We start from the raw sequence: 20,680 nt of genomic DNA, 5'->3' as shown, positions 1-20,680 counted from the left end.
CTTGAACCCCGTCGTCGCCAGCGCGTCGAGCGGCGGCGGATCCCCGCAAAGCCTGGGCGCGTCCACCGGAGCGTTGACGACCTTTCAACCCACGCTCACCGATCAGCTCTCGGTGACGGTCACTTATTTTTACAAGGCCGGCTCATCTGGTGCCCATTACGACCCCTACACGGCTTCTACTGCAAGCGGACCCCTGTCCCTCGCCAATCCTCCCCTCTCCTACACCACGGCGGCGACTCCACTTACAGTTGTGGACAACGCGTTCCAGGTCTCCTGGTCGCAGTTCGCACGCAGCGGCCAGGATAACAGTAACTCCGGCTTGCTTGGGTGGGTTCATCTAAGGGTCACCGGACTAAGCAAGAAGATCGACACGATAACGATCAGCAATCAAGCCGGCAATTTCTGGCTAAAAGAAGATCCTGCGGTTGCAGATGCGAATCATCCTGTCGCGTTCTTGCAATCCGTAGACAACACAACTGCGGACGTTTACTTTCCTCCCGTGCGGGATGAGACGAAGTGCGCGCCGGGCGTCGACGTGGCCACCGACATGGCAATGACCTTGACTTTCACCGGTGACACGAAAAAGTACGTCACAAGGTTTGCAGGCGGGCCGTGGGACCACAGCCTACTGGCAGCGAAACTCGACTACAGCTTCTTCAACAACGAGGCCAGCCCCTGGGACGTAACAACTGCGAGTGATCTCTCCGCAGCTCTGAACTGGCAGTCGGGAGCCACACCCCACGACACGATCAGATTGCCCCCCAACGCGACCATCATCCTGACGCAACCGCTCAAGATCAACCACCCCGTACACATCATCGGAAGGAACGCCACGCTGAAGTTTCAGGCGTCATGGACCAACACGCGTGGGGCGATCGTCATAAACTCCGACCCCTCCAATCTGCATCCCATGGTCTGGAACCAGGACCTGGCCGTCGACTTCGACGATCTCAACATCACATTCGACACCGCTTCAAGCACCGCTTGGACCGGTGCTGAAGCCGTCATTGATCTGACGACCGGTCCGGGGAAAAACGGGAACCCGGTTTTCCTGAATCTGTCGCGCGTTAACATCGCCGGCCCGCCGGCCGTTTCGCCAGGCTCCTCGCTCCAATCGGCCGTCAGTCTGTTGCGTGTCGCGAATTATGCGGGTTACGAGCAATCGAGCGGGTCGATCATGAACTGCACTTTCAGGGGCGGACCTATAGAGCTCCAAGGCGGCCCGTGGGAGATCAGGGACAATAAGAGCGACGGCGCCCAACCGCATACGTTGAGCCAAGGATTCGTCGGTGTGCAAAAGCCGCACGACGTCAATTTCGTGGGCAATATTGTGTCGCAGGTGGTGACGGATCCGGCGCACCCGGAATCGAATGGCCTGATACATCGATTAGTCAATTTCGGCCTCAACGGCGTCGGCGATGTCGCGTATCACAACGTCGTGAGCGGCAATCAGTTCACGGGGGGCGAAACCGTCGTCAATGGGCAGGCCGACGGAGGCAACTCGCAAGAGGTCGTCCTGACCGAAGGCTACCAAGTCGCCTATGAGGGACCGATCGGCAGCGTTCTGGACAACGGCTGGGTGATCACGCTTCCCACGCCGTCGTCGACGGTCCCTTACAGAGGGCAGACACCGGGCAAGCCCGGTATGGTCGTCTCGATCGTGGACGCAGCGAATCCGAACGCCGGCCGCTGGTTCGTGATCGCCCAGAAACTCGCCGACTCGCCCCCGACGTTCCTCATGACGTCGCCGGTTCCCGCCGGATCGTATGCGATCAACATCGCGAACGCCTTCATCGACGATCAATACCTCAACAACAAGCTCCATCTCGAGGGCACGATCTCCTACGGTTTCATCCTCACCGGAGCCCAGTTCGGCACGCTCGTAGCGGGCAACGAAGTCTACGGAGGCGGCGTTTGGGGGAGATGGACGGGGACCGGGATCGCAATCGGTGCGGCCCCTGGACCATCGGAACTCGACTCTGGTAACTTTCCCCTGCCCAAGTACTGGAGCTTGGACCCGTGCTTCGACGTGATCGTCGATTCGAACACGATCCAAAACTTCCCGAACCCGATCCTGGTCACCGGGGGTATTACCCAGGGCGAAGGCCCGACGGGGCGGGTCTACGTCAAGGCGACCGTTAAGAACAATACGATCCAATGGACGTCGCAGTGGCTGACCGACTGGAGCACTAAGCCAACGACGGACACGACGAAATTCTACGGCATTCCGACCGGGAGCGGCGGCACGAACTATGCGAACTGGTCCGGTGACGATCCCACTCCGCCGTCGATTACCGTCGGGAACGCCTTCAGCGCGGGAGACTTCCGAGTCCCCTTGACGTACGACAGCACCAACGGTTATCTCAACGGTTACATAGACCCACGTCAAATCAATTTGACGATCGACCGCAACGTTGCGAAGACCATCTCGCCCAGCGGAACTCAGGTGCTGACGGGCAATACCGGCCAGGTTTACTCCGGAGTCATCAACGGCAACATCGCTCCTTCCACCGCTTACCCGTACATCAACTGGACTGATCCTATCCTTGGTAATTGGCATCCGCCGGGCAATGACCTGCGTTTGAAGTACGCGCCTTTCAACGCGCACAACCTCAACGTCAACCAGTCCGGCTCGACGTCCTCCACCAACCAGGTCGACCTGAGTTCCGCCTTCAACCAGTGGGGCGTCGTTGGGATCACGTCGCCGGGATCGAGCGTTCAAGGGAACGCCGACCAGTACGCGAACAGCCTCTCCTCCACGACTCTGGTCGGGAACACCATCTCTTGGGCCGGGCAGACCTTCCAGCTCGGCCCAGTCAATGCGAAGAACATGCTCCCGGCGGGCGGCCAGGTCTTGAACCTTCCGCAGGCGAGCTACTCGGCGCTCTACCTCCTGGCGATGGCGACGGGCTTCAACCAGGCTATGGGGCAGGTGTTCCAAGTCAATTACACGGACAACACCCACGACACGTACACCTTGGGTGTCAGCGACTGGGGGAACGGCTACCTCGGCGGCGGCACCGTCGGGACGACAGCCCCCGGGGAGGCGATAGCCGCCACCCTAAATGGATACAACAACTTCAACTCCACCAGCCACTTGGAGGTCGCCCAGGCCGGCGTACGCTACGTCTACGGCTACATGATCCCCGTCGATCCGAGTCGAACGGTCGCGAGCCTCTCGCTCCCCAGCGAAACGAAGATTAAGATCCTCGCCCTCAACGTCGTCAAGCAAGGACCGCAAGTAGATCTGAGCGCCGACTATAATTTGGTCGGCATCACGCAGCCGACGACGAGCGTCCAGGGCAACATCGATCAGTACGCCAACAGCCTTTCCTCCACGGCTCTGGCGACCGCCGCCAATTGGACTTCGGGGAAGGCCTACGTCTGGAACGGTCAGACCTTCAACCTCGGGCCGATCGGCGCGAACGATGCGATCTATGCAAGAGGGCAATCCCTTTACGTCCCGCAAGGGAGCTACTCGGCGCTCTACCTCTTGGGGATGTCGACCGGCTTCGATCGGGCCTACGGCGGACCGTTTCGCGTCGAGTACACGGACGGTTCCGCCGACCAGTTCATCCTCGGCGTGAGCGACTGGCGCACCGGCTACAACGGCACCGCCGGGTCGACGGCGCCCGGGGAGGGGATAGCCGCCACCCTGCCGTCTTACAACAACTTCAGCGGCGGGGTCGAGGTCGCCCAGACGGGAGCGTCCGCCACCCGCTACGTCTACGGCTACGTGATCCCCGTCGACCCGAAGCGCATCATGCGGGATCTCGTTCTTCCCAACGAGAATAAGGTCAAGATCCTCGCCCTCAACGCCGTCTCGGCGCCCCCTCAGGTGAATCTGGGGGCGACGCTCAATCAACCCGCCAGCGGGGGCAAGCCGGTGCCTTTCAATATGGTGGGGATCACAGAGGACAACAACGTCGACGTAGGGAGCCTCAACGCGACGCAGGATTCGTTCTCCGCCACTGCCCTGGCGAATGCCGCCAATTGGACCTCAGGCAAGGTTGGCGTCTGGAACAACCAGACCTTCAACCTCGGACCGGCGGGCTACAAGGACGTTACCTATTTCGGCGGCCAGAACTTCGATTTGCCCAAGGGGAATTACACCCATCTCATGATGCTGGCCACGGCCATGCCGCAGCCCCAGGCGGCGGCGATCACGGTCTATTACGTCGGCGGCTCCAGCGTCACGTTCTACCAGACCATCAGCGACCACCTCACCGGCTATACCGGCGCCAACACGGTCGCACCAGGCGAGTCGATCGCCGTTCAGACGAACTACTACAACCACATCGGCACGGGGCAGGTCAACAACACCAAGGCTTTCATTTACGGCTACAGCTTCCCGCTCGACGCGAGCAAGACCGTGCAGTACTTGTCGCTGAACAACAACCAGAACATGGTGATCTTCGCGCTCGACCTCGTCAACTCTCCCCCACAGATCAACCTCGGGTCGTTGCTCAACCAGACGAGCGGCGATAATCGTTCAATCCCGTTCAGCGTGGTGGGGATCACCGCCGACAACAACGTCGACCTTGGACGCCTCAACACGACGCAGGACTCCTTCTCGGCCAATGCTCTGGCGACCGCCGCCAATTGGACTTCGGGGAAGGCGTACGTCTGGAAAGGCCAGACCTTCAACCTCGGACCGGCGGGGCAGCCCAACGTCAGCCCTTTCCGCGGCCAGTTCATCGACTTGCCGCGGAGCAAGTACACGAGCCTCATGATGCTGGCCACGGCCATGCAGCAGCCCCAGGCGGCCATCATCACCGTCATCTACGACGACGGCACCAGCGTCACCTTCAACCAGACCATCAGTGACCGTCTCTCAGGTTACAACGGCACGCCGGGGTCGACGGCTCCTGGCGAGTCGATCGCCGCCAAGCCAACCAGATACAACCGTGCCGGCACGGGGCAGGTTTTCGACAACTCTTATATCTACGGCTACACCTTCACGCTCGACCCGACCAAGACGGTGAAATCCCTGTCGCTGAACAACAACGACAACATGATGATCTTCGCGCTCGACCTCGTCTCGGCCCCCTCACAGGTGAACCTGGGCGTGGCCACCGACACTACCAGCGCCGGGTTCAACCAGGTAGGCATCTCACTCGACGGCGGCGCCCAGTATGCCGATCTCGACGGCGGAGGGCACAGCTATTCGGCTGTGATGCTGGGCAACACCATCGCGTGGAACGGTCAGGTTTTCAATGTCGGCGGGGTGTTGAACAACAACGTGATCAAGGCCACGGGCCAGACGGTCGCCTTGCCTCACGGCTACATGAACAAGTTGATGATCCTGGGGGCGGCGACCAACGGGACCCAGCTGAACCAGACGTTCACCGTCAACTACGAAGGCGGCACCTCCGACACCTTCACGCAGAGCATCAGCGACTGGGTCTCGGGCTACAACGGCGCGTACACGGGCGCGACTGCGCCGGGCGAGTCGATCGCCAAATCGCTCGGCCACTACAATTACTATAACGGGACCACAAGCTCTCAGATTGGCGTGACGAGCTACGTGTATGGATACAGCTTCACGGTCAATTCGGCCAAAGTGGTCGTTTCGATAACGCTCCCCAGTAACTCGAATGTCAAGATCCTGGCCATCAACGAGGCGAGCACCGTCGGGACGTATACGCCGGCGTCCTCCATGGTCTTTCTCGACGCATCGAGCGTCGAGGGAGTGGCCGCCGAGCCGACGTCGGAAGGCGGAGGGGACACTGCGGCTGCTTCCGCTCTTTCGACGAACGACGCGTTCGCCCAGATTGCGGCCGTCGACGCGACGTCCACCGGCGGGACGTCCGCTCCGACTTCTTCCATCGTCCGATCGATGAGTGGGTCGAGAAGACCGGCTTGGTGGTCGGCGACGCCGCAAACCAACTTGATGGTGCAGCGAAGGCTTCCAGCAGGATGGACTCGTTCCGGCCGAAGGCTCGCGGGGGCGTGGCAAGGCTTGGGCGTGGTTCGCGACGTCGCCTCGGAAACGACGAACTGACGCGATCCAGCCAACTTGGCCTGGGACGGACGTCTGTGGTTCGCCGCCCACTTGGAATGGCGTCTAGGTCCAATACCGTTCAACGGGCGTTGCTAAACTGAAAGCCTCTGACCAGCATGGGTTTGCCACAACTCCATGACTGGTCAGGAGGCTACGGTGATCGACATCCGCAAGGAGGCCGACGCTCTCGCGTCGTGGCCCACTCACGACCGACTCCGCGCCTTGAAACGTATCCTGCCCCGCGCCCGCGTGGAAGACATCCTCGCTCGGACGGGCCAAGATCGCTCCCCCTGCTCGCGGCTTCCGGGGTGGTTCATGGTCTGGTTCGTCGTCGCTCTGGGGCTGTTCTCCCGCGATTGCTATCGCCAGGTGTTCCGCTGGCTCCAACCCTATCGGCCGGGGGGCGTCCCGCCGCGATCGACCTTCTGCGAGGCCCGCCGCCGTCTGGGGCTCGCTCCGTTGCGGTTGCTGGCCCGCGAGGTCGTCCGCCTCTTGGGACGACCCCTGACCCCGGGGGCGTTCTATCGCGACATGCGGTTGATGGCGTTGGACGGCTTCACCGTCGACCTTTCCGACACGCCCAAGAATGATCATGCCTTCGGACGTCCTGGCGGTCGTCGCGCCCCGGGAGCCTTCCCCCAGGCCCGCGTCCTGGCCCTCTGCGAGATCGGCAGCCACGTGCTCTGGCGGTGGCGGATCAGGCCCTGCCACGTCGGCGAAGTCACGATGGCGCACAGGCTTTTGGGATACCTCCAGCCCGATATGCTTCTGCTCTGGGACCGCAATTTCCTCAGCTACAAGACGCTCACGGAGGTCCAAGCGACCAAGGCCCACCTCCTGGCCCGGGTCAAGTCGAACTGGATCTTCGAGCCGATCCGCGTCCTGCCCGACGGTTCGTTCCTGGCCCGGTTCTACGCCTCGGCCAAGGACCGTCGCGAGGATCGGGGCGGGATCGCGGTTCGGATCATCGAATACACGCTCGGCGATCCGAACCGCGCCGGCTCGGGGGAGGTCCACCGCCTGCTGACGACGCTCCTGGACCCGGAGCCGGACCCGGCGGAGACGCTGATCGTCCTCTACCACGAACGCTGGGAACAAGAGCTGGCGATCGACGAGTTGAAGACCCACCAACGCGAACGCCCGGTCTTGAGGAGCCAGACGCCCCGAGGGGTGGTTCAGGAGTTGTACGGCCTGCTCCTTGGTCATTACGTGGACCGCGTACTGATGCAGGAGACGGCGAAACGCCAGCAGGTCGACCCCCGACGGCTGTCGTTCACGGCGACGCTGAAGATCCTCCGCTGCCGCCTCCCCGAATGCCCGCGATCACGCGAGGGCCGAAGTCGATGGTATCAGGCGGTGCTCGCTGAAATCGGCGAGGAAGTCCTGCCCGAACGCCGCAATCGCATCAACCCCCGGGTCATCAAACGGAAGATGAGCAACTGGAAGAAGAAACGCCCCGAACATCGCCACCACCCTCAGCCAACCAAGGAGTTCCGAGAGGCGATCGTCATCCGCTGTTGAACGGTATTGCGTCTAGGTCCCAGGCCACGCGACTCGAAAGGAGGACTTCCGCCACGCCAACGATGCGGGCCAGTATCTGGGGGCGCTGGTCTTCTACGAGTCGCTCTACGGGAAGACGGCGGTCGGGTGCGCGTTCCGCCCCGAGGGGATGTCGGCCGAGTACGCGGTCTATCTCCAGCAGGCGGCGCACAGGGCGGTGATTGAACTCAGGGGGACCGAGTTCTCGATCCCCAAGTTCCAGCGCAGATGACGAACGCTGATCTACGGCGAATACAAAGACCCGCGAGTCCAGCAGCGCCCGCGGGTCTTTCTCTTTTGCATAGGTCCGTCTGGCCGAGTGATTAACGTTAATCGACGGATACCGCACCGGTCAGGGTTGATCGACGCAACTTGACTCCTGGAAGTGAATAACAGAGAATCTACCGCCCTGGCAAGGCGGATATGCCAGAGCGCCGGGGCCGCGCAGCCGATCGTCGATTTCGGGTCAGCTTATGCAGACATCGTCCTCCAATAGCTCGTATCTCTACGTAGACGGCGAGTCGCACTTCATCCGATCCCAGGAGGCGTGGAAGCAGATCCATGGCGATCAAGCCCTCCTCGAGCAGCTGCGATACAAAGGCGAGAGCGACTCGAGGCTGATTCTCGTCCAGCCGCGCGCGAAGGTCTTCTGGACGCGCAAAATGAATCCGAGCGTCAAACGCGCCGTATACGTCACGGCGATGTCAGGGGATCCGAGCGCCAGGGCCAGCGCGCACTTTCATGACGATCCGGCGGAGTTTGCGGCGTTTCGCCTGACGGGTTGAGCTGGTATACCGTCCACTGTGTCGTGAACGAGACCCGGTGGGCGGAGTGAGGCGATGTCGAGCACGCGCAGCAAGCTGGACGAGATTGTGGAATCCTTCTCCACGCTGGAGGATCCCCGTTCGGAGATCAACCGGCGGCATCCGTTGCCGAGCATCCTGGTGATCGCCGTTCTGGCGGTGCTCGCCGGGGCCGCCGGGCCGACGGCGATCGCCCGCTGGGCGAAGTACAAGGAGGACCTCCTCACGGGGATACTCGACCTGCCGCGCGGCGTCCCCGACAAGGACGTGTTCCGCCGCGTCCTCATGCTGCTGAAGCCCGACGCCTTCGAGGCCGCCTTCAACGCCTGGATCGCGCGGCTCCGCGACGAGGCCGTCGCCTCCACGGGCATCGACCGGCCGATCGTCGCGATCGACGGCAAGACGGCCCGCCGCAGCCATGACGCCAAGAACAACCTCGGCGCGTTGCACGTCGTCACCGCCTGGGCCGGCGAGTACGGCTTGGCCCTGGGCCAGGAGGCCTGCGCCGCGAAATCCAACGAAATCACGGCGATCCCCGAACTCCTCAAGAAGATCGACGTCCGCTGCGGGATCGTCACGATCGACGCGATGGGCGCTCAGAAGACGATCGCCGAGGAGGTGGTCCGCGGCAAGGCCGACTACGTGTTGGCCCTGAAGAGGAACCACGAATCGCTGCACCACGACGTCGTCGCGCACATCGACGAGCGACTCGAACGGGACCTCGCCGGCGCCCAGGAACTGACGATGCGCGAGCGCGGGCACGGCCGCCAGGACGAACGGACGTATCTTCAACTCCCGGTCCCCAAGACGCTGCCCGGCCGAGCGGCGTGGAAGGGGCTGAAGTCGATCGGCGTGGTCACGTCGCGACGGGTGAAGAATGGCGAGGAGTCGATCGAGATCCGCTACTACCTCAGCAGCCTGGCGGTCGACGTCGACCTGTTCGCCCGCGCCGTGCGAGGCTACTGGTCGGTGGAGATCCCCCAGCCAGAAGGCCCACGACGCAACAACTTGTGCGCCGTCAGAAGGGCCGATTACCATCGCCGTAGACGCTCTGTTAGCGTTGGCCGCGTGGAGCGACAGAAGCACTCAGGACCACGGAGGTGACTCATGCTCAATAGTGAATCCATCTGCGTCCCCCCCCCCGCCCGCGGTTTCTCCGCCGAACCCACTGACCGCGATCTGGGCTCAACTCCCGCCGGATCGTCGGCGGAGGCTCCAACGCCTCCTCGCCGAACTCCTCGCACGCCCCTTGGACACCGACGCGGCTGCGCCAGGGGAGGCAAGTCATGACCACCCTTTCGCGTGACGCACCATCGTCCTCCAAGCTCAAGTCCTGGCACCTCGACCGATCTGCCGTCGTCTACATCCGGCAGTCGACGCCGCAGCAGGTCCTCGAACATCAGGAATCCACGGCCCGCTGCTCTGCAGAAAACCCGTGAACCGTCGTCCAGTCGCGGTCGTAGAATGACATGTGACTACGAGCAAATCACCGCTGCGTGTGTTCCAGGTCGCCTACGAGGCGGCTAGCCGCGCCCTCCCGGCGCACCGCCACCCGTTCAGCCCCAAGAAGTTCACCCAGCCTCAGCTCGTGGCGTGCTTGGTGCTCAAGGAGTTCCTCCGCCTCGACTATCGGGGGCTGGCGGCGCATCTGGCCGACCACGTCGACCTCCGCGACCGGATCGGGCTCAAGACCGTCCCCCACTTCACCACGTTCCAGAAGGCCGCGCAAAGCCTGCTGGCCTCGGCCCCCGGCCGCCGGACGTTCGACGCCGTGCTCGATCGGGCGCGGCGGGACGGGACGCTGAAACGCCGCGTCCCGTTGGCGGCCGTCGACGGCACGGGGATGGAGTCGCGGCACGTCAGCCGCTACTACGCCAAGCGACGCTACGCCGGAGACTCCGACCCCGCCAGGACTTACGCGCACTATCCGAAGGTCGTCTTCGTGGTCGACTGCAAGAGCCATATGATCCTCTCGGCGGTCCCGGGGCGCGGCCCGGCGTCGGACCTGGTGCAGTTCGGCCGGGCCTGGACCCAGGCCGTGCGCCGCGCCCGCATCGACACGCTGCTGGCCGACGCCGACTTCGACGCCGAGCGGATCCACCGGGCCGTGCGATCCCACGGCGTGCGGACGATCATCCCGCCGAAGCGGGGCCGGCCGACCGACAAGCCCCCGTCGGGCCGCTGGCGACGGGTCATGAAACAGCGGTTCGCCCGGCTCAAGCGTAAGTACGGCCAACGATGGCAGGTGGAGACGGTGAACGCGATGCTCAAGCGGCGTCTGGGCTCGGCCCTTCGCGCGGAAGCATCCGACCCAGTGCCGCGAGATCGTCCTCCGGGCCATTACCCATAACGTTATGATTGTGCGACTGCGGGTTTTCTACAGAGCAGGGCCGGCCCCATCCTCGGCCGCGTCGCCGTCCAGCGCCCGGAGCGTGAGCCAGTCGCCGGTCTTGGCGGCCCGCGAATCGAGCGGCCGTGCGAGCCCCTCGCTCGATCGGCCCCCCTCGGCCTTCGCGACGGGGAGGACGGCGTTCGGGCCTTCCCCGGACGCAGGCCGGGCGACGGACCTCGACCTCGCGGCCGTCCCCTTGGCGACGGCCGCATGACGCGCCGGAGCGAGCCCTCCGGTTTGCGCCGAAACGACTCCTCGCAGGGCGAGCGGCAGTCCCAAGGCCATGGCGGTCAGGTTGAGCGGATCGGTGATCAGGCTCCGAGGCTCCAACGCCTCGACCGCGACCGGCCGGAGCGCCAACTGGAAGCGACGACGCTGCGAGAAGCTCTCTCGGCGCATGGTGCCACCTTGCTGTAACGATCAGCGATGCGGAGTTCGAGACGGTGGGGGAGCACGACCCGAAACAGGCGTCGTCGAGAACGAGTGCACGACGGATGACGCGAACGGCGTCTTGGGGAGCCGCAGACGGCGTCATCGCCTCTCAACGACGTAGTACTGACGTACTAAATATCAACATATACTTAAACCTAGTCAATTAAAAAAATCACGCCAGCTATAAAATGAATGACTTTTAACCTTCGCCACAGGACTCACTAGGACAATTCCCATGTTTCATTTGACTACATCTATTAAGCTTCACGAATTTGATTACTTCAAACTACATCCAACGCGTTCCGCCCCCGACGCCGCCTAGACCCAACGCCCTTAAGACAACCAGAACTAACGCCTACCGAAAGGGTTACGTCAGAATAACTGGGTCGGCCGTCGTAGTTGCACTCGATGCCACGGAGCAACAACCCGTTGCAGTCTCGCGACCGGCCTTCCGCTCTCGGATGGATCTTTGGAGAGAAACGCCCCCTCCGTCAGGCTGCGGATCGGCTTCTGGACGGAGTTGCACTTGGCCCTCGCCAGGAAGTGGGCGCCGCGGCGGAGGACCTCCGCGATCAGGGCGTCTCCGAACAATCCGCGGTCCCGGATCAGCAGGTCCCCGGTCCGAACTGGTCCAGCAACGTGCCGACCACCGAAGTCGCGCCGCGACGAAACAGCTTGACCGCCGGCCCTCATACGGCGTGCATACCCAGCTCGCAGAGCGCCGGGAGCCGGATTTGCGGGAACTCCCCTTCGGCGCATCGAGTCGAGGGCCGTTAGACAGACCGGGCGTTCGCAGGCGAGTGAGTCGGGCAGCTCGAGTAAGATCCAGTCGACCCCCATCAACCGCCGGCCGCGGCCGAAGGGCGCCGGCTTCTTGATAAGTCTCCATCGGCCGCGCCGTCTCAAAGACCAGGCGACGCAGCCGCGCGACGCCGAGTCGGCGCCGAGCCTGACGGAAGGCCCAATGGGCCGGCGGTCGCCGCCGACGTTCCGAGGCCCACCTCGTCCGAGATGGGACGGCGAAGAGTCGTTCCTCGGGGATCGAACGATGCAGCCCATGAAGGTCGGAGAGATCGGCCTTTGAATCGTCGCCGGCCGTCATCCATAGCGCTGCGCCCGCTCGCGGATCCAGATCCACCCGGCATGCGGCCGCAAGGAGCCGTGATCGACTGCGGCCCGAGCGCCGCCGTCGAAGATGTGATCGCCGTCCGAGTTCGGAGGTCCTGTCGTCGCGCGCCGCGGAGGAAGTTGGAGTTCTCAGCCTACTCGGCGTCTGCCGGCGGTTTGCTCGGGCCATTAACGTTAATCAGGGCGGCCCGGACCGCTCCGGGTCGTTCTCGCATCGCCCGCGGATCACCTCGGGAGAACGCAGCGATACATCGGCCTCGGCTCGACCGGAGTCGGCCTGACGAGAGTCGGCGGCCTCGGGTCAAGTCGTACTCCAGACCGATCACCTGGCGGTAGAGAACGCCGCGCGTTCCAGCTCGGCGCGGAGCATGGCCAAGCCTCGGTCGCCGGTTGGTTAGGAGGACGAGAGCGGCAGAGGCTGTATTCTCCACATCGAGACGCAGGTCGGCGGCGAGTTCGTCAGTGAGACGCAAGGCCGCCATTTCGCCTTGTGCCTTGCAGATCGCCTTATCGCCGCATTCTGTGTAATATGGCGCGGCGGTTGTGGTAGACGGATCGGCTGATTCGTGCCGCGCGCTTCGCGTCCAATGCTCGATGCTCGCCGCCCCCCCCCAATTCGGTGTCTAAGCGGCGGGCAACGAGCGACGCATAGTGTGCACGGGGCGGATAGAACGCATCGGATGCGGCTCCCCGCCGGGCCTCCCCCGGTAGTACATCTTGAGGACGGATGCGAAGGCCCCGCCCTGTGAGTCGAATTACTGCTTGCACGCGCGGACCATCGCCAGGATGCCGGAGCGGATCGCGTCGGGCAGGCGGGTCCATGCATCCACTAATTCGGTGAGATCGGCGTCGGTTTCACTCCGACGAGTGTCGGTGGGCAAATGGTGGGCAACAGACTCGGGCGAAAGCCGCAACCCCTTGGCTGGCTTCGCCTTACTAGGGCCGTTCGGAGGAATGTTAATCCGTTGGTCGTGGGTTCGAGCCCCACCCCGGTCACTTAAGTAAACGCTCTAGCTACAAAAGTTTACGACGAAGATACGTGTTGGCCTTGGTTGTTTTGATGTCGGCTCGAAACGCTGGTCCGACGGCTCCAATCCGACGCGGGACGCGCCTGGGCGAAGCACGACTTCAGGTGCTTGATCCTCGCTTTGAACGTCTCCTCGAAAGTCCAGCGTTGTGCGAATGCCAGGGCTTGACGCGAGGCGTCGACCATGGCCCAACGATTCATGCCAAGTTCCGCGATCTTCGCCGCCACCTGGATTGGCCGATCCATCGGCGTCACCAAACCTGCGCCGGACTCTTGAGAGAGCCCCTTGAACGCCTCGTTCTCGTAGCCGACGATCGGCACCCCGCATGACATCGTCCCCAGATAGGTGCAGGAAGGGTCTCCCGAGCGGTGGCAACACACGAATAGGTGGGCCCAGCGCTTCGTGAAAGGCGTCGGTTCCGTCTTGAAATCGAGCACTCCAGCGAATCGGACGCCGTCGCCGAGCCTCAATCGCTCGACGTCGGCCTTCATCGAACTCCCGTCGCCTGACGGATCGCCGCGCGATGCCGCCTCTCCTGACCAAGCTCCCACCAATGACGGCGGAGGGCGACGACGAAATTCTTCGAGGTCGACCGCGCCATCTGAATTCGCGACTTCACGGCGTTTTCGGCGATATACGATATAAACGAAAGGGCACCGGGCGTTCCGCTGAGTCGCGCGAGGTGGTTCTGTCGGTGGGAGTGACAGCCCAGGACGAGTCGACGATTGGCCAGATGCCGCCCGACGTAGGAGTCGATCAACGAACCCACCGTGAGTTGGAACGGCAAGCTCGCCGGATCAATCTCCTCCTCGTCGAGATTCGCCCCCGAATGATCCGTTGGCTCCATGAACGCAGTAACCGGTTCGTCCCACTGCTCGACGTACCTCGACATCTCGTCGATGAACTTCCTGGAGGATCACGGTCCCGCGAGACGAACGTCCAACATTCAATGCGAGAAGAACGGCGAGGCTTTGTCGACGATCCATGATGGTTCCAGTTTTTGAGAACAGCCCGCCGCCGCCGGTGACGAAGCCCGGTGCCCCCCGATTCGAGCCCCGCACGATGCCTTGATGGATGAATTGCGACTGTTTTCTTTCTAGATTTAAGATGAGTGGGATCCACTCGAAGCTGGGTCGGACCAGATAGCCCCATCCTGGATCGAGTGGCGAATCACGAACGGAAGCCTTCGGCTTGCAGACCGTCGCGGCGCATGAGGGAGAGCGAGCGACGATGCGTCCAACCGAGAGCGTTGGCCTTGTTCTGGCGAGACGCCCCCGTGGTTCCTCCGCGCGAGCGGAACGCTCGACGGATACCCTCAGGCACCTGGACGGCACCCTCAACGCGTGACGAGTCGAGGGCGTCGCCGACTGGAATCAGGACTTCTCAAACTGATGGATCCGGCTCTGACGTCTCGATCCCCGCGATCAACCATCCGATTAGACCGCTGAAAGGGCCTTTCGACCTGGAGCAGCCGTCGTGCGTCGCCTTCCCCTTCAATGTGGGCTTTTGCGACCTTCCGTCGCATCGCCCCGACGCGGACGGCATCGTCCTAAACGGCCCGGTGGGGACTTGACACTTTATACGGCCAAGCGCCATGCCCAGAACTGAGCAAAAAGGCTGCGGCGAGCGCGATGAAGGCGTTCGAGTTGGGCGAAGCGAGACGCGTCGTCGCGATCACTTGGGCTTCTTGGCCCGGGGGGTCTTCTTGGGGGTTGGTCCGGGGTGACTGGTCACGGAGGTGAGAAGGCGGGACAGCCGTCGGGCGGATTCGCAATCGCAGCGCGCCAGCTCGGCCATCTCGGAGAAGCTGAGCTGAGGATCGGGGAACGGCAGCCGCCCCTCGGCCTGTTCGACCGTCGCCATCAGCGTGTACTGCTTGCCCTTGTGATGGACTTTCACGCCGCATCGAGCGAGCAGTTCGAGTTCGCGATAGAAGGTCCGCAGGCCGATGCCGAGTTGCGAGAGCACCACGTCGCGCGTGCGTGGGGACTCGCCCAGAAACAAGATCAGCCGATGAAGTCGGGAAGCCCTCGCTAGCGTGATATGGATCGAGGGACGTCGCCGGCCGCTAGGAGAGTCGGTCATGTCAGACAGTCCTTCCAAACCGATGCGGGCTCTTCCTTGAGGTCCTGAGACTTGGTCCGGCCATCCCGGCGCGGACGTTCGAACTGCGGTCGAAAGGCGTCCCGACTCCGCGACATGCCGAGAAATCCCTCTCCGCGAGTCACGGAACCCGAGACGATGGTCGATAGAAAGGACAGCCCTGTTCGGCTTGTGAGGAATATGTCGATTTTGACGAATTTCTCAAGGACGCCGGCTGGTGAACCGATTATCGAACAAGGTGTGCCAAATCTCCAGGGTCATCTCCCCCGGGCAAGACGACCGCATACACGCAAGACTGCTTGCGGCATATCGCCTCTGATTTCGGATATCAAGCTGGAGATTGGGTTGAGCTGACGCCTTGGTTGGATTTCGGGGGTCGCTCACGGATGACCACCGAGGCGCGCCTCCTGATATAGGGGTTCTGATCCATGTCTACGCGAAAGCGAACGCCTTCGAGACGCTTCCTTCGGCCCCAGGCCGAGGGTCTGGAAACCCGACAGTTGCTTTCCGCGTACTCGACGATTCCGACGGCCTCCGTCTCGGGAACCGACGCGGACGGAGACAAGTGGACGCTCACGCTCTACGGTCCCGGCACGTTGAACGTCGTGGACAAGACGGGGGCCGCCTTCACCAAGGCGACGGCCAACACGCCCGACCTGATCAACACGATCACGGTCGCGGGGACGGTCACGTCGCGCAGCCGGCTGGTGGGCAGTGTGACTCCGGCGGCGGGTTCGGACGGCCGCGTCTACTTTCAGAACCTGAATGTTCAGGCCAACGGCACGTACGGTGAGATCGACCCCTCCCACGTCGACCGGCTCGGCAAGATCTCCCAGAACGGCATCGGTCTGGTCGACATGCCTGGCTTCTGGCTGGGCAACACCAGCGGCGTCAAGCCGACGGTGAGTTCGCAGGTCCATCCCGGCTCGTTCCTCGCGGGCGGAATCACCGCGCCGGAGGGGATCAACGTGTTGCGGTTCGGCGGTGTGAACGTCGATTACACGCCTGCTGGGGGCACCCCCCTGACGTCCACCGCCCAGAAGAACGAGTTCGTCGTGTTTCTGGGCTTGCCGATCACCACCGGCACGTCCATCACGGTGGACAGCGTCACCACCGACGCCAGTTCGGATGTGACGTCGGGCTCGACGACCCCCACCATCAACCAGCAGAGCGTCACGTTCCTGGTGACGGGCCGGATCAACCTGTTCCAGGCGAACGCCATCTACGGCAACACCACCTCCGGCCTCGCGCCGTCGCAGTTCAACTCGTCTTCGACGGCTACGAGCCCCGGCGGCACGTACGTGGTCTCGCAAGGGGGCGCGGTGACGGGCCAGATCGGCTACGTTCGCGTGGGTGGAGACGCGACCAACTTCACGGTCCTGGCGCTGCCGGTGGACGTCTTCACGGCGTCCGGAGACTCGCTCGACCCCAAGATCACCAACTTCATGATCGGCGGGGAGACGAACAACGTCATGATGGTCGCGCCGGGGGGCTCGCGCGACGTGTCGTTCGGCCAGGGCATGGACAATGTCGTCATCAACACGCAGTTCATCTCGCACCTGCACGCCAATCGGGGCGCGGTCAACTCGTCGGTGACGGCCTCGCGGACGATCGACAGCGTGGTTCTGGGCGGCGACCTCGTCAACTCGCTGATCCAGTCGGGCTACACGCAGACCCTGGTCTCCGACGCCAATTCGCCGGGCTCGACGTTCTCGGCGGGCGGAGGCGCGTTCAACGGCGTCGCTCCGCCCAACATCCGCGACCGCGTTCAGAACACGTTCGCCGGCGGCTCGCTGCCGACGGCCCACGGCGGCGGCGGGATCAACGCCCGGATCGCCGGCAGCGTCGTCAACTCGGTCGTCTCGGTCTCGGTCGACCCCGACCCGTCGGGGATCAACGAGCCCGGCCAGTTCCAAGGGATCTCGAACAAGCGGTTCCCGTTCGGAGCGCCCGAGAACATCGTCCTGCCTCGCGGCTACATCAACGCCAAGGTCGAGGGCGAGATCGACAACTCCGGCATCCAGTCGGGCTCGAACCAACTGGTGTCCGCCGACGTGCCATCGAACTCGGCCTTCTTCGCGAAGAGCGTCAGCGTCGTCAAGGGCGCGGTGTTCCCGCCGGCCGTCAACCAGCCGCCGTACAACCCCACGCCGCAAACGCCGCCCAAGTGGCAGGGCGCGCTCAAGGGAGCGTTCCGCCGCGACGGCACGTTCCGCCGCTCCAAATGATCGCCGGCCGCGTCACGAGCCGCCGCCCTCGCCCTCGCGGGCGGCCTGCTCGGCGATGTCGCGACGGTAGAAGCCGCCGGGGAAGCGGATGGTTCGGACCGCCTCGTAGACCCGCTCGCGAGCCTGGTTCAGGTCAGAGCCCAGGGCGGTGACGTTGAGGACCCGGCCGCCGTCGCTGACGATCCGCGGCGCGAGTCCCGACCCCTGCTCGCTCCGGAGCTTCGTCCCGGCGTGGAAGACCTTGACGTCCGGAAGCCGGTCGGCCGCCGCCGTATTCTCGATCAGCCGGTCCCGCTCGTAGTGCCCCGGATAGCCCTCGGCCGCCATGACCACGGTGACCGACGGCCGCGGATCCCACTCCAGGTTGATCGTGTCGAGCCGCTCGTCGACGACGGCCTCGAGCGCGTCGAGGAGGTCGGACTTCAGCCGCATCAGGATCACCTGGGTCTCGGGATCGCCGAAGCGAACGTTGAACTCCAGCACCTTCGGCCCCTGATTGGTCAACATCAGGCCCGCGTAGAGCACTCCGCGGAACGGCCGGCGCGCCCGCTTGAGCGCGTGGACGATCGGCACGAGGATCTCCCGCTCGACCTCCTCCATGAGCTGCGGGGTGACCAGCGAGGTCGGCGAGAACGCCCCCATGCCGCCGGTGTTCGGGCCTTCGTCGTTGTCGAAAGCCCGCTTGAAATCCTGGCTGGAGACGAGCGGCACGATGGTCCGACCGTCGGTCAAGGCGAGGATGCTGGTCTCGTGGCCGTCGAGCCGTTCCTCGATGATGATCCGGTCGCCGGCCTGGCCGAAGATCCGCCGGACCATGATCTGGTCGATCGCCTCGATCGCCTGACGGAGGTTGCTGCAAACGTACACGCCCTTGCCTGCGGCCAGCCCGTCGGCCTTGACCACGACGCCGAGCGGACGCCCAAGCACGAAGTCGCGGGCCTCGGCGAGGCTGCTGTACACGCGTTTCTCGCCGCGATCCTCGATCTCGACCTGAACCCCCGGGGCGAGCATCTCGCGCGGGTCGAGGATGTGCTCGACCGCTTCGAGGGTCTCGGCGGCGGTCCGGCAGTGGATCGTGTTGCGGACTGTCGAACGGCCGCGCGACCGGACGATCAGGGCGACCTCGCGCGAGAGGATGTAATGCTCGGCGTCGGGCGCTCCTCGGAAGATCCGGTAATCGGCCGTCGGGATGCCCGCCTGCCGCATCAGCTCCTTGGCGAAGACCTTGCTGCCTTCGAGCTCGGCGGCGTCCTTGCGGGGACCGAAGACGCGGAGGCCCTCACGCTGGAAGAAGTCAACCAGGCCCTTGACCAGCGGCTCCTCGGGGCCGACGATCGTCAGCCCGATCCCCTCGCGCTTGACGAACTGGGCGAGGCCGCGATGGTCCCCCGGCTCGATGGCGACGTTCTGAACGTCGAGCGCCGTGCCCGCGTTGCCGGGCGCGCAGAAGACCGCCTTCACACGCCGCGATTGAAGGAGCTTCCAGCATAACGCGTGCTCGCGTCCTCCCTTGCCGATGACCAGAACTTTCAAGAGACGACTCCCGGGGAAAACACGAACCTCACAGGCATCGAGCGCGTCGAACCAACCGAAGGTCGTCGCACGCCTCGGGAAAGGCCGCCGCGAGGGCGGCCGGTCCTCGGCACGGCCGAAGGCACGGGGACTTCAAACCTTTATTCTAAGAACGTCGCGCGGCGGCGAACAGCACAGACTTTTCGAGACGGGCGTCCGACGCCTTACCGTGGCGGCGCAGGCCGCGAAATCGTAAGATGACATGGTTGATTCCGCGGGCCGACGTCGGCCCGACCGCCGCCAGGTCGTGCATCTTGGCCTCCGCTTGATCCCCCCCGCTTTCGAGGGCCTTCCGCCTTCTCATCATCGTTCGGAGATCGTGATCGTGAAAAACGTTGCCGTGGTCGGCGCCAGTGGGGCCGTGGGCGAGAGAATGGTCCGGCTGCTCGAGGAACGGAACTTCCCCGTCGCCTCGATCAAATTCCTGGCGTCGGAGCGCAGCGCGGGCAAATCGGTGACGTTCCGCGGCGAGAAATTCGTGATCCAACCGATCACGAGGCAAGCCCTTGAGGGGGTCGACATCGTCCTGTCGAGCACGCCGGCGAGCGTGTCGCGCGAATGGAGCCCGATCGCGGCCGCGGTCGGCGCGGTCGTGATCGACAATTCGAGCGCCTTCCGCATGGACCCCGACGTCCCGCTCGTCGTCCCCGAGGTCAACCCTCAGGACGTCTTGTGGAACAAGGGGATCATCGCCAACCCCAACTGCTCGACGATCCAGATGGTCGTCGCCCTCAAGCCGCTGCACGACGTCGCGCGGATTCGGCGCGTGGTGGTCAGCACCTACCAGTCGGTCTCCGGCGCGGGGATGACGGGCATCGTCGAGCTTGAGGCCCAGACTGGCGCCGGCGTCCGCAACGAGCCGATTCCGGCGCCCTCCAAGTTCGCTCACGCGATCCTCGGCAACTGCCTCCCGCAGATCGACGACTTTCTTCCCAACGGCTACACCAAGGAAGAAATGAAGATGGTCAACGAGACGCGGAAGATCCTCGGCGACGCGTCGATCGACGTCTGTCCGACGTGCGTCCGCGTTCCAGTGGCCTACTCGCACAGCGAATCGATCGTGGTCGAGACCGAGCGGCCGATCACCGCCGAGGAGGCCGTCGCCCTCTGGATGAAGGCCCCGGGGGTCACTGTGGTCGACGACCCGGCGAACAAGCGATACCCCCTGGCGTCCGACGCCGTGGGACGCGACGACGTCTTCGTGGGCCGGATTCGGAGCGATCTGAGCAACCCGAACGCCCTGGTGTTCTGGTGCGTCAGCGACAACCTCCGCAAGGGGGCCGCGACCAACGCCGTGCAGATCGCCGAAGAGCTGCTGAAGCTCGAACCGGCCCGCGCGTGATCGAGCGCGGTTTGCATTTAGGTTGCACGCAGGCGGGGCCGTATTCCCTTCTCCCCTTGCGGGAGAAGGTGCCCCGCAGGGGCGGATGAGGGGTTCTTCGGTCGCCGAG

At 63.8% G+C, this 20,680-nt stretch carries 11 protein-coding genes; 8 read left to right on the top strand and 3 right to left on the bottom strand.

Features of this window, described 5'->3' with window-relative positions; all coding sequences use genetic code 11:
* Position 1 precedes the first annotated feature (1 nt).
* The 6 genes from BSF38_RS23775 (at position 2) to BSF38_RS23755 (ending at position 10,696) form a co-directional block, all read left to right on the top strand.
* Positions 2 to 6,004, top strand: coding sequence for a hypothetical protein (locus BSF38_RS23775; RefSeq protein ID WP_145952293.1), 6,003 nt, complete (start codon positions 2 to 4; stop codon positions 6,002 to 6,004).
* A 156-nt stretch (positions 6,005 to 6,160) separates the two neighbouring features.
* The gene (locus tag BSF38_RS23770; RefSeq protein WP_076349587.1) at positions 6,161 to 7,525 is read left to right on the top strand and encodes an IS4 family transposase; all 1,365 of its coding nucleotides are present in this window, start codon (positions 6,161 to 6,163) and stop codon (positions 7,523 to 7,525) included.
* Between the two features lie 491 nt (positions 7,526 to 8,016).
* Positions 8,017 to 8,328: a hypothetical protein gene (locus BSF38_RS23765; protein WP_076349586.1), complete on the top strand. Its 312-nt coding sequence runs from the start codon at positions 8,017 to 8,019 to the stop codon at positions 8,326 to 8,328.
* Positions 8,329 to 8,382: 54 nt separating this feature from the next.
* Positions 8,383 to 9,450: an ISAs1 family transposase gene (locus tag BSF38_RS23760; protein ID WP_076349585.1), complete on the top strand. Its 1,068-nt coding sequence runs from the start codon at positions 8,383 to 8,385 to the stop codon at positions 9,448 to 9,450.
* A gap of 182 nt (positions 9,451 to 9,632) precedes the next feature.
* Positions 9,633 to 9,785 carry a hypothetical protein gene (locus BSF38_RS31490; protein WP_168189440.1) on the top strand — a complete coding sequence of 51 codons (153 nt, stop codon included), beginning with the start codon at positions 9,633 to 9,635 and terminating at the stop codon, positions 9,783 to 9,785.
* A gap of 32 nt (positions 9,786 to 9,817) precedes the next feature.
* Entirely contained in the window at positions 9,818 to 10,696 is an 879-nt protein-coding gene (locus BSF38_RS23755) for a transposase (RefSeq protein WP_145952292.1), read from the top strand.
* A 27-nt stretch (positions 10,697 to 10,723) separates the two neighbouring features.
* On the opposite strand, the gene BSF38_RS23750 is transcribed toward BSF38_RS23755, so the two are convergent.
* Entirely contained in the window at positions 10,724 to 11,137 is a 414-nt protein-coding gene (locus BSF38_RS23750) for a hypothetical protein (protein WP_076349583.1), read from the bottom strand.
* A 3,863-nt stretch (positions 11,138 to 15,000) separates the two neighbouring features.
* Positions 15,001 to 15,411, bottom strand: a complete 411-nt coding sequence (locus BSF38_RS23730) for a hypothetical protein (protein WP_076349579.1) — start codon at positions 15,409 to 15,411, stop codon at positions 15,001 to 15,003.
* Between the two features lie 446 nt (positions 15,412 to 15,857).
* Here BSF38_RS23730 and BSF38_RS23725 point away from each other — a divergent pair, with 446 nt between their 5' ends.
* Entirely contained in the window at positions 15,858 to 17,657 is a 1,800-nt protein-coding gene (locus BSF38_RS23725) for a hypothetical protein (RefSeq protein ID WP_145952291.1), read from the top strand.
* A 12-nt stretch (positions 17,658 to 17,669) separates the two neighbouring features.
* On the opposite strand, the gene purD is transcribed toward BSF38_RS23725, so the two are convergent.
* On the bottom strand, positions 17,670 to 19,190 hold the full coding sequence (purD, locus tag BSF38_RS23720) for a phosphoribosylamine--glycine ligase (protein ID WP_076349577.1): 1,521 nt from the start codon (positions 19,188 to 19,190) through the stop codon (positions 17,670 to 17,672).
* A gap of 364 nt (positions 19,191 to 19,554) precedes the next feature.
* On the opposite strand from purD, the gene BSF38_RS23715 reads away from it, so the two are divergent.
* Positions 19,555 to 20,571 carry an aspartate-semialdehyde dehydrogenase gene (locus BSF38_RS23715; RefSeq protein ID WP_076351376.1) on the top strand — a complete coding sequence of 339 codons (1,017 nt, stop codon included), beginning with the start codon at positions 19,555 to 19,557 and terminating at the stop codon, positions 20,569 to 20,571.
* Positions 20,572 to 20,680: the final 109 nt, after the last annotated feature.

This window comes from Paludisphaera borealis, assembly GCF_001956985.1.
Lineage (GTDB): Bacteria > Planctomycetota > Planctomycetia > Isosphaerales > Isosphaeraceae > Paludisphaera > Paludisphaera borealis.
The sequence above is the reverse complement of the archived record's forward strand: the minus strand, read 5'-3'. Positions and strand labels throughout refer to the sequence as shown.